This is a genomic window from Kingella kingae ATCC 23330 (assembly GCF_900111845.1).
GTDB classification, from domain to species: Bacteria; Pseudomonadota; Gammaproteobacteria; order Burkholderiales; family Neisseriaceae; genus Kingella; species Kingella kingae.
The window spans coordinates 23,424-35,874 of sequence record NZ_FOJK01000009.1 but is presented as its reverse complement, the minus strand read 5'-3'; the positions used below and the strand labels follow the sequence as shown (position 1 = coordinate 35,874).

Sequence of the window (12,451 nt, the reverse complement as noted above, 5' to 3'; positions counted from 1 at the left end):
TCGGTGTCTTGGTACTTAGGGTGGGCTCAATTTCCTACTCAACTGGTTTAATGTGAATAATACGTTGTTATCCACAGGGTGGGAATGATACAAGGGTGGGTGCTCGCATCCACGCATTGTTAAATTCACTCAAACTTTTCAATGCCGCCAATTGTTGAAAACTGCGTGGGTGCAAGTACCCACCCTACACCCCAAAAACACAGGCAGCATGAAACATATCCCATACCGATTACCAAACTTTTCAGCCAGCCAAAATGCTATAATCGCGCACCTTTCAACCACTCTCTAAACTTATCAAAAATGACCCCCCCCTAATCCAAACTCTTCCCAAAGCCGAATTACACGTCCACATCGAAGGCACATTCGAACCCGAACTCATGTTCCAAATCGCGCAACGCAATAGCGTGTCTATTCCGTATGCCAATGTTGATGAAGTCCGCGCCGCCTACGATTTCCACAATCTGCAATCCTTTTTAGACATCTATTAGGCAGGCGCAAAAGTCTTGCTGCACGAACAAGATTTCTTTGATTTAACTTATGCTTATCTGCAAAAATGCCGCCAGGACAACGTAACGCACACCGAACGCGGCGTAGCGTTTGAAAGCATCGTCCGCGCTTGCGACACAGCAAAACGCGAATGGGACATCAGCAGCGCATTGATTATGTGCTTTTTGCGCCATTTGTCGGAAGAATCTGCATTTGAAACGTTGGCACAATCCCTGCCGCATCGCGACAAAATCATCGGCATAGGCTTGGATTACAGCGAAGTCAGCAATCCACCGTCTAAATTTGCGCGTGTGTTTGCCCACGCTGGCGAAGAGGGTTCGCCCGATTATGTGCGTGAAGCCTTGGATTTGCTGCACGTATTGAAAGTGGTGGACAATATGCGCGAACACAATTTGCACCGTATGCTCAAACGCGGCATGTTGGTTACGGTTAATTCGGACGACCCTGTGTATTTTGGCGGTTATGTGAATGATAATTTCATGGCGTTGGCGAATGCGTTTGATTTGAGCGCGGCGGAAATTGCTCAACTTTGCAAAAATAGTTTTCAGGCTGCTTTTTTGAGCGATGATGAAAAATCGGCATGGTTTACGAAAATTGAAAATTCATTAAACATGAATTAAATAAATTGATATAAATCAAACTATTTTAATCGCAAAAATCGTATGATACCCGCTTCATTAACCCTGTTGAAGCAACAAAATGAGCCAAGAAAATCAACAAGTAAACGAAAATGAAAAAGTGCAAGAAACCCAAGAAGTGGAATTGCCTGTGTTGAATACCGAAGACAAGCCAAAAGAAAGCGGTTGTTGTGGCGCGTGTGGCGGTTAATCACATTTCAAATAAAAGCAGCCTGCACTTTGACAAGTTAAAGTGCAGGCTGCTTTTTATGTGGATTACGCTACTTCAAAAATCGCGCGTAATAATTTTTTGTAAAATGCAAAGGCTTCCAACGAACCTTTTAATGCGGTTTCACGTTCTTCATCTTTTAAATTTAAATTATTCAAATGCACGGCAAATTCGCGCCAATGTTTGCCGCGTCCATCGGCGTGTGGTGCTAAATGACGCGCACCGTGCTCGCCTGTAAAGCCCAAATTGGCTTGCGCATCTTTGAACAAGAATGCCGCGCCCACGTTTGAACCTTCGGCACAATACAGCCAGCCAATCGCTTCCGCGCCTTCTGGTTTGGGCAATTCTAAATCTACCGCTTTTTCTTGCGCGTTCAAATCTTGTAAATCTTGTATCACAAAATCGTATCGCGCTAACGATGCTAAATTTGGAATTTGTTGATTTAATTCTGGATTTTTGTAAATATCATCTACAATTTTATGGAACACCGCTTGCAGTTGCAAAAATTTGGTGTAGTTTTCGGGCGATGAAAATGGTTTCATCGACATCACTAATTCGTCTACGCTGTCGTGTGTGGCGCGGCTGTTGTCTTTAAGATATTGGGCAAACGTGATGGTTTCACTCATGGCAAATAGTCCTTTATAGATGGTTAAGAAAATTCATAAAATGAAATTTGTTACTATTATATGTAAAAATGTGTGATAAAGACAATATGACTGCTTAATTTGATGTGCAGGCTGCTTTGAATCAATCAAAAAAGCAGCCTGCACTTTTATTTGTTACAATCTCGCCTTTCATCTCAGTGTACGACAGAAAATTGTGTATTAAAGCAATCTTGCTCCCTCTCCCACAGGAGAGGGAGCAAGATTGCTGCAACCGCACGTTTTGTCGCATACTTAAATCTCACTTAAAAAAGGAAACACCATGATTGCCAAACAACTTTTTGAAGACATGAGCCATAAAATCAGCGAAACCATTGCCAACAGCCCAGCCAAAGATTTGGAAAAAAACGCCAAAGCAATGTTGAGCGGTGCGTTGAACAAAATGGACGTGGTAACGAGCGAAGAATTTGAAGTGCAACAACAAATCTTAATCAAAACTCGTTTAAAGGTAAGCGAATTGGAAGCGCGTTTGGCGGCTTTGGAAGCCTTGCTCAAACCTGAAAACGCGGCATCTAGCGAAACTGAATCAACCGAACAATAAGGCAACCAACATGACGTTTGCGGTGGTCAATAGTCGTGCGCTCAATGGTATGAACGCGCCTTTGGTGGAAGTGGAAGTGCATTTGGCAAACGGTTTGCCGCAATGCAACATTGTGGGTTTGCCCGACACCGAAGTCAAAGAAAGTCGCGACCGCGTGCGTGCGGCAATTTTGCAAAGTGGCTTTGAGTTCCCCATGCAAAAAATCACGGTCAATCTTGCGCCTGCGGATTTGCCCAAGGAATCGGGGCGATTTGATTTGCCGATTGCGATTGGTATTTTGGCAGCCAGTGGGCAAATTATCGCCAACGATTTGGAGCGATACGAATTTGCTGGCGAATTAGCGTTGTCGGGCAACTTGCGTCCGATTCGCGGTGCGTTGGCAATGGCGTGGCAGGGTCAGCAAGCAGGCAGAGCGTTTGTGTTGCCCAGCGACAATGCGATTCAAGCCGCCAGCATGGGGCAAATCACGGCATACGGCGCGAACAGTTTGTTGGAAGTGGCGGCGCATTTAAACGGCACACAAAGCCTTGCGCCCAGCCGTTTGCCCGATGTACCAAAGCAGCCTGCACCCGATTCTTTGCCCGATTTGCGCGATGTGAAAGGACAGCACACGGCGCGATTGGCATTGGAAATTGCCGCAGCAGGCGGACACAGTTTGTTGATGATGGGGCCACCAGGCACCGGCAAATCCATGCTCGCGCAACGTTTGCCGTCTATTTTGCCGCCTTTGACCGATGATGAATTGACCAGCGTCTGGGCGTTGCGCTCGCTGTTGCCGCAGTTCACAGGCAGCCTGCAACACGATAAACGCCGACCGTTTCGTGCGCCACATCATTCGGCAAGTTCTGCTGCGTTGGTGGGTGGCGGTTCAGACCCGAAGCCCGGCGAAATTTCGTTGGCGCATCAAGGCGTGTTGTTTTTAGACGAATTGCCCGAATTTGACCGCCGTGTGTTGGAAATGTTGCGCGAACCGTTGGAAAGCGGCGAAATTCATATTTCTCGGGCGACGCGGCAGGCGACTTATCCAGCCAAATTTCAATTAGTGGCGGCGATGAATCCTTGCCCATGCGGCTATTTGGGACACCCAAGCAAACCGTGTCGCTGCACGCCCGATAGCGTCAAACGATACCGTGACCGTATTTCGGGCCCGCTGCTTGACCGCATTGATTTGACGATTGAAGTACCCACCCTATCGGCAGCGGAACTGGTTAGCGCACAACAAGGCGAAGACAGCGCAACCGTGTTACAGCGCGTGTTGGCAGCGCGAGAACGCCAATATGCGCGACAAAGCAAAATCAACGCGGCATTGTCGTCCAGCGAATTAGACCAAGTGGCGCAAATTCAATCCGAAGCGCGTGAAGCGTTGGGGCAGATTTTGGAAAAATTGTCGCTGTCGGCGCGCAGTTTTCATCGCATTTTGCGTGTGGCACGGACGTTGGCGGATTTGGCGCAAGACGATGAAGTTAATCGGGCGCACATTATTCGAGCAGTAAGTTTTCGCCGTGCTGTGTAAACAAAGCAGCCTGCAATGCTAAATCACGCAAATTAAACAGAACTTTATTTGACAAACCTGATGCGATTGCGTTTAATCGCGTTTTGATTTTTTTGCACAACCAAGGAGTGCTTTATGAAATGGAATCAAACCATCACCGCTATTTTATTGGCAGGCAGCGCGGCATTGGCTGGCGCGGAAACCGCACCGACTATTGCCGCAGCCACCACGCCAACCAATGTTGATGGTAAAAAAGAAGTGGCTTATGTTTGCACCGCACAAATTGCAGGCAAATCGGTTCAACAAAAAATGACGGCAATGTATGGTTTTGTTGGCACAAACGTGGAAGTGGTTCAGCTTAAAATCAACGGCGAAATAACCCCAGGTATGTGGCGCGATGGCTTTGTGCCAATGAACCGCTTTGTGAGCCAAGACCCAGACGTTCGCACAGTAGTGTGGACGGCAATGCCTGCTACGTCGGAAAATGTCGACAAGGTTGATGGCGGCAAATTCTCGGTAGCGCAAACCGAAGGCGCACAACAAAGCATTGTGTTGGACAACTGCAAATTAGACCGTGCAGCAACGGCAAAATTGAATTAATCGCATTGATAAAATGTGCAGGCTGCTTTTGAAATAGAAAAAGCAGCCTGCACTTTATTGTATGAATATCATCTTTAAATATTTTACGGTTTTATTCTTTTTGCTGATGATTGGCTTAATCATCAAAAACTTTTTAAGCAAAAAGCAGCAAAAAACCGTACACGAATTGGTGTCGCTCATGGCAAAAATTTTGCTGTTGGTGGCGTTTTTATCGTTGCTATGGAGAATGTGGTAGCACATTTTTTGTAAACAAATTAAGGAACAACCATGAATTTACCGCATTGCCCACAATGCCAATCCGATTTGACTTATCACGATGGCGCACAACTGGTTTGCCCCGAATGCGCTCACGAATGGCAAGAGTCTGACCAAACTGCCAGCGAAGAAACCGTTATCGTTAAAGATGCCAACGGCACACCCTTGGCAGACGGCGACACCGTTGTTTTGATTAAAGATTTGAAAGTTAAAGGCAGCAGCATGGTCATCAAACAAGGCACAAAAGTCAAAGGCATTCGCCTGCAAGACGGCGACCACGACATTGGCTGCAAAATTGACGGCACGCCCATGAACTTGAAATCGGAATTTGTCAAAAAAGCCTAGAAAGCAGCCTGCACATGAAAGCGATGATTTTAGCCGCAGGACGTGGCGAAAGAATGCGCCCCCTAACCGACCACACGCCCAAACCACTGTTGCGCGTGGGCGAAGAACCGCTCATTGGTTGGCATTTGCGCCGACTCGCCGCTGCTGGTATCCGCGAAATTGTCATCAACCACGCATGGTTGGGGCAGCAACTGGAAGACACGCTGGGCAAAGGCGACGATTATGGCGTGAACATCGCCTATTCGCCCGAATGTGCAGGTGGGCTGGAAACCGCAGGCGGCATTGCAACCGCCCTACCCTTGCTGGGCGATGAGCCGTTTTTGGTGGTGAATGGCGATGTGCTGACCGATATAAACTTCAAAGCAGCCTGCACTTTGACAAGCCAATGGCAACCCAATCAACTGGCGCATTTGTGGCTGGTGGATAACCCAGAACACAATCCAACTGGCGATTTTTCGTTGCAACAAAATGGTTTGCTTGATGCCAATCCACAAAACGGCAAAGCAGGCACATTTAGCGGTGTGGGCGTGTATTCGCCCGATTTGTTTGCCGACACGCCTGCGAACACGGTGGCAAAACTCGCGCCCTTGTTGCGACAAGCGATGACGCAAAATCGCGTGTCGGGGCAATGGCATAGCGGTTTGTGGCTCGATGTCGGCACGGTGGAACGCTTGCAGCAAGCCAATGAATGGGCATTGCAGGGGCGATTGAAGTAAACAACACAAAAAGTGCAGGCTGCTTTTGAAATCATCAAAAAGCAGCCTGCATTTTTTTATTCATTTGGCTAACTCAATGCACCGTACCATTGCCAAACAGTGGATTATGCCCCATCAAATCTGGCGCTTGGGCATAGCTCGGCAATTCGGCATTTTCGGATAGCGGCTCGTGCAGCAAATACACGTTTTCCACTTGGCAATCGGTGAGCAAATCCAAAAAGTTTTGCTGAATGCTGGCAATGTGGTCGCGCGGCAACAAATTCCATGTAAACACCAAGTTAGGCAAATTGTATGCCGATTCGGTGGCGTTGAAGCCAAACAGCAATTTGCCGCCCGTTTGCGCTGCCATCACCACGCCAACTCGCGGACTTTGCAAACGCACCGCACGAATCGCGTTGGCAGCAAACACGTCCAACGCCATGCGTAGGCGCATTTGGCTGGCATCAGCAAGCGCGGCAATCGGCGATTGGGCGTTGAGCGGATTGGTAAACAAAGTCATACCCGATTGGGTCAAATGCTGTTGCCACACTTGCATCAACGGCAAAGCGGCTTCGCGCAAGTTTTGTCCCAAAGCAGCCTGCACTTCGGTTGAGCCATAGCCCAAGGCATACAAAACGTGTACCGATTGGTCTTTGGGCAATTCAGCAGCGCGAATCAGCAAGTTTTGTGCGAATTGTTCGGCAGCCTGCACGCTTTGTTTGGCGGCATACCAATCTTCGGCTTTGATTTGCGCGAAATCATCGGCACGAAGCAAATTGGGTAGCCAAGTGGCGTGGGTCAAGGGGCGCAAAGCTGGGTAATTTGCCAACACGCCACACAGCTCGGCAGCAGGGCTGGCGGTGAGCAGCGCGGTGGCTTGTTTTGTGCCTGCAACCACAATCACAGGCAAGGCAAACCATTGCACTTCGTCGTCGTGTTTGGCGCGTAATACGTCATCTACCGTGTCCATCAACACGGTGTAGGTTTCGCGGTCGGCAGCCATGCTCATCGCCACAGACAGCCACAAAGGGTGGCGTTGCGCGAACATTTCGCTGATTTTTGCCGCCAAATTGCCTTGCGCCAACGTGCGCGATGCGTTGGACGTGGCGTGGGCGACTTGTCCTGCATACAACAACAAATCACTTTTAACAGGGTCAGTGGGATAGGGGCGCGTGTCGGGTAATACGGCGGTCATGGCGTGTCCTTTTTAACTGAGTTTGATGAGCCTGCGCGGCGTGCGGCAGGGGTGTTTGGGTAGCGCAAAACAAGATTGCGCCATGTTTCTTTGGCGATGTCGCGTTGCTGGATTTGCCATTGGCATTGTCCTACGGCATACAAGGCTTCGGGCGCGAAATCGTGTTGGGCAAATAAGGTCGCAAATCGCTGTCCAATTTGGATAACCGACTGACAATAGCCCAATTTTTGATTACTTTGTAACAACAAAATCATGCTCTGCTGCGCGTTTGCATCGCCGTTGCCACCGCTATCGTGTAAGCGCAATAAATCCAGCACTTTTTGATATTGACCTTGTTTGTACCACGTTTGCGCTTGCGATAGTGGCGATGTGCTGGCTTCGGGTTTACTTTGGCTGACTGCGGGCGCAGTTACACGTTTGGGTGCAGGCTGCTTGGTTTGGTTGCGCGATGTGTTGCGCGAATGATGCTTTGTTTCGTGTTGATTGAGTTGCTCGGTTAAGACAGCGATTTGCTGCTCCAAACGCGCCACTTGTATCGCCAGTTGATTGATTTGCTCGGCTTGTGTCGGTTCGGGATAAGGAATGCTGGTAGGTACAGAAGCAGCCTGCACAATAGGGGGTGCAGATTGGGGCGATGTGGCGCAGGCGGCTAAACCCAGCAGGCTGATAATCAATGAAAGCGGTTTGGTCATGTGTGTGAAGTAAATTTTTTGTTTATTTAATATTTAATAGTTAAGTGCAGGCTGCTTTTCCCATTCCAGCAAAAGCAGCCTGCATTTTTTATGTTGATTCAAATTAGTAAGACGAATCCACCAACACTTCTTCGCCATAGCCGCCATTGATTGGCAATGGGCGGTTGGTGCTCACTTGCGGACGAATCACGCGAATGCCGCGAATGCCTGCTTCACGCGCAGCCAACACATCATCATTGCTGTCGCCGTAGTGAATTTGCGATTTATGTTTCACAATGTAATACGTTTTGTCGTATTGATACGGCGCAACAGGCGTGTCTTTGGTGTAGTTCACGGGTTGCATATTTTTCACGTTAAACGCACGTTCCAGCAAAGTGGCAAGCACGTCCAAGCGCGTTGGGTCGTTATTGGTATGACCTGTACGTCCCGTGATAAACACCACTTGGTCGCCACGTTCTTGGTGCATTTTAATCAAAGCAGCAGCCGATTCTTTGGGGATAGAGCTGCGGTCGCAACCATCGGCAACATAGTTCCAAAACGCTTGATTTTTCAAATAGCTATAATCGTTTGGCGAAAACGTGTTTTTACCATAATAGAAGCATTGCGATGACACCAGCACTGTGTCGTCAATGTCAAACGATACTGTCATAGGCGGTTTATTTTTCAGGCTTTCGCGGATTTGCTCTACCGTTACCCATTTGACTTGGTTGGCGTTTTTCATGTCAATGGCTGTGATACCTGGGTGCGTATAGTCCACTTTTGGGCCTTTGGCTTGAACGCCCATGCTCACGGCGGCTAATACGGTGGCGGCGATGATTTTTGCTGCTAATTTCATGATTTTCTCCTGATTATATTCATCAATAAATGCAAACTTTCGCAAGTTTACGTTAGCTATTCTATGCCTTTTTACAAGGTTTTTAAAGCAGCAAAAACACAAAAAAAGCAGCCTGCATTTTTTTATTGATGAAAAATGCAGGCTGCTTTGTGCGGTTACAACGTAGGTCGGCGGTCTTGACCTCGACACTCGTTATATTTCCGATTAAACCAATTCGCCCGTCAAAGAGAACGTACGCGCTTCGGTAATTTCCAATTCCACCATTTGATTGATTAAATCAGGCGTGCCATAGAAATTCACAACGCGATTGTTGGCGGTACGCGCTTGCAGTTGGTCAGGGTCTTTTTTGGATACGCCCTCCACCAAACAGCGTTGAATCGTGCCAAGCATAGACTGGTTAATCTGCGCTGTTTCGGCTTCAATCACTTCGTTCAAGGCTTCCAAACGACGCACTTTTTCTTCGTGTGGCGTGTCGTCTGGCAAATTCGCGGCTGGCGTACCAGGGCGCGGACTGTAAATAAACACGAAACTCAAATCAAACGCGATGTCTTTGACTAATTTCAATGTTTGTTCAAATTCGCGTTCTGTTTCCCCTGGGAAGCCGACAATAAAATCCGAACTCAAACACAAATCAGGGCGAATGGCGCGTAATTTGCGAATAATGGATTTGTATTCCAACGCCGTGTAACCGCGTTTCATCGCGCTCAACACGCGGTCAGAACCGCTTTGAATTGGCAAATGCAAATGCGAAACCAATTTCGGCAAATCGCGATAGCATTCAATAATCGCGTCCGAAAATTCGCGTGGGTGGCTAGTTGTGAAACGCATACGTTCAATGCCAGGGATTTCATGCACGATACGCAATAAAGTCGCAAAATCGCAAATTTCGCCGTTGTCCATTTCGCCGCGATAGGCGTTTACGTTTTGTCCTAACAGATTGATTTCTTTCACACCTTGTTGCGCCAAGTTCGCGATTTCCGTCAGCACATCATTGAGTGGGCGTGAAAATTCTTCGCCGCGTGTGTACGGCACAACGCAGAATGAGCAATATTTTGAACAGCCTTCCATAATGGAAATAAACGCACTGCCGCCTTCCACACGCGCTGGCGGCAAGTGGTCAAATTTTTCAATTTCGGGGAACGAAATATCCACTTGCGACAAGCCTGTGGTTTCTTTGTCCACAATCATTTTAGGCAAGCGGTGCAAAGTTTGCGGCCCGAAAACGACATCCACATACGGCGCACGTTCAATAATCGCCTCGCCCTCTTGCGAAGCCACGCAACCTGCCACGCCAATGATTAACTGCGGATTGTCTTTTTTCAAATGTTTCACGCGACCCAAATCAGAAAACACTTTTTCTTGTGCTTTTTCGCGCACCGAGCAAGTGTTAAACAAAATAATGTCTGCGCCTTCGGGTTCGGCAACTTGTTCAATACCGCCGTGTTCTTCGGCTAATACAGCGAGCATTTTTTCGCTGTCGTATTCGTTCATTTGGCAGCCAAAGGTGCGGATAAATACTTTTTTCATGGTTTGTGTTCTTTCAGGTAGCCCGTAATAGCGGGGCTGATGGTTAAAATAGTGCAGGCTGCTTGTTGTTGTCCAAAGCAGCCTGCAATGAGAAGACGCGCATTATACTGATTTTGCAATAGGAATTATAGTGAAATGAAATAAAAATAGGACAAGGCGACAACGACCGCCGTGTACATCTAGTACATAAGGGCGTTGGCAACGCTGTACTATTGCGACTTCATTTCACTATAAAATCATCATGGTCGTGATTGTTGTTGTAGCACAATAATTAGCCAAATACTTCGGAATGCGTATCCAAACGGTGCAATTCCAATAGCTCGCCGTTATCGCGATAAATCAGCACCAAATCAGGCTTAACGTGGCAATCGCGAAACCCAGCAAACTCGCCTTTAAGTGCATGGTCTCGGTATTTTTCGGGCAAGGTTAAACCGTTTTGCAAATAATACAACACGTCCACCAATTCTGCGGCTAAACCATGCTTTTTCAAATCTTTTTTGAATACGTTTGATGTTTTAAGCGTTTTCATCGGCTACTCTGGCAAGGGCTTGAATATCGGCAAAGGTTTCGCTGTTGCTGTCCATTTCAGCAATGGATTGTTTGAGCAACGCCACAGCTTGCGGTGTCATGCCGTTTGGCTCTGGGTAGTCAAATGAAAGCGGCAAAGTGTTCGTTGCCGCAGCTTGGGTTAAAAATAGCTTAAATGCTTGTGCTGGCGATAAACCAAAGCGTTCAATCACAGGAAAAGCACGGTCTCGCAATTCGGTGTCCAAGCGCATATTAAAGTTTACGGTAGGCATGATAATTCCTTTTTGCAGTACATTTGTAAGCAATAGTAAAACATTTTCTTTACTTTTTCAATTTGAGAATGAAGCTGTTGCCAAGATAAGAACAATTTAAATGTGAGATTTAAAGCACTATAAATTGCAGGCTGCTTTTTCGTATTCAAAAGCAGCCTGCACTTTGTTTATGCGCGATTATTTCGCGAAATATTTGCTTTCAATTTGCGTGTATTCGCCACTTTCGCGGACTTTTTTCAGCGCGGCATTCAGCATATCCAAAGTTTCTTGGTTGCCTTTTTTCACTGCAATACCGTAGTTTTCCACAGTAAAGTCAGGTACTTGAACCATGGTAAAGCCTTTGCTTTCGTTGTTTTTAACGTAGTTTGCTACCACCGCGCTGTCGCTAATACCTGCATCTACGCCGCTGCTTTCCACTTCTTTCAGCATCAAAGGCAGCGTTTTGAAGCGTGCGATGTTACCACTGGTTGCGCCAAAAATTTTCTGTGCAGCAAAGTCGCCTGTATGACCTGTTACCACGCCCACTTTGGATAGAGATTTTACATCATTGATATTTTGTACTTTTTTACCTGGTGTAACCAAAACCACTTGTGTGATTTGGTAATACGGCTCGGTAAAGTCCATCGTCATTTTACGCTCGTCTGTGATGGTTACGCCCGACATCACCACGTCCACATCGCCTTGCGACAACGCTGGGAACAAGCTATCCCACGGTTGATGTTGGAATTGCACTTGGAAATTGCCTGCTTTTGCCATCGCGTTCATCAAATCCACATCAAAGCCTTCGATATTTTGTTGCGCGTCCAACGATTCAAACGGCGCGAACTCGGCATTCATCGCCACGCGCAATACTTTGCCCGATGCTGGTGCAGAAGCGGTTGATGCGCTATTGGTGTCCGAAGCAGGTGCTGGCGCAGCAGTTTGATTGCCGCTGTTGCTGCCACCACAAGCGGTTAAAGAAAGTGCCACGCAAGATACGGCTGCGGCAAGCCATTTATTCGTTAAAATCATGAATCTAGTCCTATTTGGAAGTGGGAAAAAAGTGCATACTACACGCTACACGAAGCAGTCGCAATGTGCAGGCTGCTTTTTTATTTACTGCTCGCCAATTCGTCCAACGCTTGCTGTGCCAACGCGGCGATTTCTGCATTATCGGCTTGTGCAGCAGCGCGTTCATACCACAATTTTGCTTGGGCGATGTCTTGTGCTGTACCTTCGCCATCGTGATACAAAGTCGCCAAAATATATTGCGCTTCCACAAAACCCAGCTCGGCTTGTGCTTTAATCGTAGCAAAAGCAGCCTGCACATTGCCCGATTGCAAATCGCGATTTGCCGATTGCATGGCTTGGCGATAGGCATACACTTCGGCTTCGGTACGCGGCGTTTGCGCGTGCAGGCTGCTTGCTAAACACACGCTGGCGAGAAAAATTGCTATTTTTTTCATGATTTTTGTTCCTG

General features: G+C 47.5%; 16 protein-coding genes and 1 pseudogene. 8 read left to right on the top strand and 9 right to left on the bottom strand.

Going from position 1 to position 12,451, the window contains the following annotated elements:
• The first annotated feature begins 293 nt into the window (after positions 1-293).
• Positions 294-1,127, top strand: a pseudogene (locus tag BQ5809_RS03285) (adenosine deaminase family protein).
• A 79-nt stretch (positions 1,128-1,206) separates the two neighbouring features.
• Positions 1,207-1,335 (top strand): hypothetical protein, encoded by a 129-nt coding sequence (locus BQ5809_RS11395; RefSeq protein ID WP_003785152.1) that lies wholly within the window; start codon positions 1,207-1,209, stop codon positions 1,333-1,335.
• 65 nt (positions 1,336-1,400) lie between these two features.
• Here the strand turns inward: BQ5809_RS11395 and BQ5809_RS03280 are convergent, their stop codons facing one another.
• Positions 1,401-1,979, bottom strand: coding sequence for a biliverdin-producing heme oxygenase (locus BQ5809_RS03280; protein WP_003785150.1), 579 nt, complete (start codon positions 1,977-1,979; stop codon positions 1,401-1,403).
• Between the two features lie 298 nt (positions 1,980-2,277).
• On the opposite strand from BQ5809_RS03280, the gene BQ5809_RS03275 reads away from it, so the two are divergent.
• The 6 genes from BQ5809_RS03275 to murU all read left to right on the top strand — a co-directional run bounded on the left by BQ5809_RS03275 (position 2,278) and on the right by murU (position 5,964).
• Entirely contained in the window at positions 2,278-2,556 is a 279-nt protein-coding gene (locus tag BQ5809_RS03275; RefSeq protein WP_003785148.1) for an accessory factor UbiK family protein, read from the top strand.
• Positions 2,557-2,566: 10 nt separating this feature from the next.
• On the top strand, positions 2,567-4,069 hold the full coding sequence (locus BQ5809_RS03270; protein WP_003785146.1) for a YifB family Mg chelatase-like AAA ATPase: 1,503 nt from the start codon (positions 2,567-2,569) through the stop codon (positions 4,067-4,069).
• Positions 4,070-4,183: 114 nt separating this feature from the next.
• On the top strand, positions 4,184-4,648 hold the full coding sequence (locus BQ5809_RS03265) for a hypothetical protein (protein ID WP_003785143.1): 465 nt from the start codon (positions 4,184-4,186) through the stop codon (positions 4,646-4,648).
• Between the two features lie 61 nt (positions 4,649-4,709).
• Entirely contained in the window at positions 4,710-4,883 is a 174-nt protein-coding gene (locus BQ5809_RS11080) for a protein MIGRI (RefSeq protein ID WP_003785141.1), read from the top strand.
• Between the two features lie 32 nt (positions 4,884-4,915).
• Positions 4,916-5,248 carry a zinc ribbon domain-containing protein YjdM gene (locus tag BQ5809_RS03260; protein WP_003785140.1) on the top strand — a complete coding sequence of 111 codons (333 nt, stop codon included), beginning with the start codon at positions 4,916-4,918 and terminating at the stop codon, positions 5,246-5,248.
• A 14-nt stretch (positions 5,249-5,262) separates the two neighbouring features.
• Positions 5,263-5,964 carry an N-acetylmuramate alpha-1-phosphate uridylyltransferase MurU gene (gene murU, locus BQ5809_RS03255; protein ID WP_003785138.1) on the top strand — a complete coding sequence of 234 codons (702 nt, stop codon included), beginning with the start codon at positions 5,263-5,265 and terminating at the stop codon, positions 5,962-5,964.
• A gap of 73 nt (positions 5,965-6,037) precedes the next feature.
• On the opposite strand, the gene BQ5809_RS03250 is transcribed toward murU, so the two are convergent.
• From BQ5809_RS03250 to BQ5809_RS03215, 8 genes are all read right to left on the bottom strand, one after another.
• Positions 6,038-7,138, bottom strand: a complete 1,101-nt coding sequence (locus tag BQ5809_RS03250) for a hypothetical protein (RefSeq protein ID WP_003785136.1) — start codon at positions 7,136-7,138, stop codon at positions 6,038-6,040.
• The gene (locus BQ5809_RS03245; protein ID WP_003785134.1) at positions 7,135-7,830 is read right to left on the bottom strand and encodes a tetratricopeptide repeat protein; all 696 of its coding nucleotides are present in this window, start codon (positions 7,828-7,830) and stop codon (positions 7,135-7,137) included. Before BQ5809_RS03245 ends, BQ5809_RS03250 begins: the two co-directional genes overlap by 4 nt.
• Positions 7,831-7,933: 103 nt before the next feature.
• Positions 7,934-8,665 (bottom strand): acid phosphatase AphA, encoded by a 732-nt coding sequence (aphA, locus tag BQ5809_RS03240; RefSeq protein WP_003791412.1) that lies wholly within the window; start codon positions 8,663-8,665, stop codon positions 7,934-7,936.
• 204 nt (positions 8,666-8,869) lie between these two features.
• Positions 8,870-10,192 (bottom strand): tRNA (N6-isopentenyl adenosine(37)-C2)-methylthiotransferase MiaB, encoded by a 1,323-nt coding sequence (gene miaB, locus BQ5809_RS03235; RefSeq protein ID WP_003785131.1) that lies wholly within the window; start codon positions 10,190-10,192, stop codon positions 8,870-8,872.
• A 271-nt stretch (positions 10,193-10,463) separates the two neighbouring features.
• Positions 10,464-10,721: a type II toxin-antitoxin system YafQ family toxin gene (locus tag BQ5809_RS03230; RefSeq protein ID WP_003785127.1), complete on the bottom strand. Its 258-nt coding sequence runs from the start codon at positions 10,719-10,721 to the stop codon at positions 10,464-10,466.
• Entirely contained in the window at positions 10,708-10,992 is a 285-nt protein-coding gene (locus BQ5809_RS03225; protein WP_003785126.1) for a type II toxin-antitoxin system RelB/DinJ family antitoxin, read from the bottom strand. Before BQ5809_RS03225 ends, BQ5809_RS03230 begins: the two co-directional genes overlap by 14 nt.
• Positions 10,993-11,169: 177 nt before the next feature.
• On the bottom strand, positions 11,170-12,000 hold the full coding sequence (locus tag BQ5809_RS03220; RefSeq protein WP_162129779.1) for a basic amino acid ABC transporter substrate-binding protein: 831 nt from the start codon (positions 11,998-12,000) through the stop codon (positions 11,170-11,172).
• A gap of 83 nt (positions 12,001-12,083) precedes the next feature.
• The gene (locus tag BQ5809_RS03215; RefSeq protein WP_003785123.1) at positions 12,084-12,437 is read right to left on the bottom strand and encodes an SEL1-like repeat protein; all 354 of its coding nucleotides are present in this window, start codon (positions 12,435-12,437) and stop codon (positions 12,084-12,086) included.
• Between the last annotated feature and the right edge of the window lie 14 nt (positions 12,438-12,451).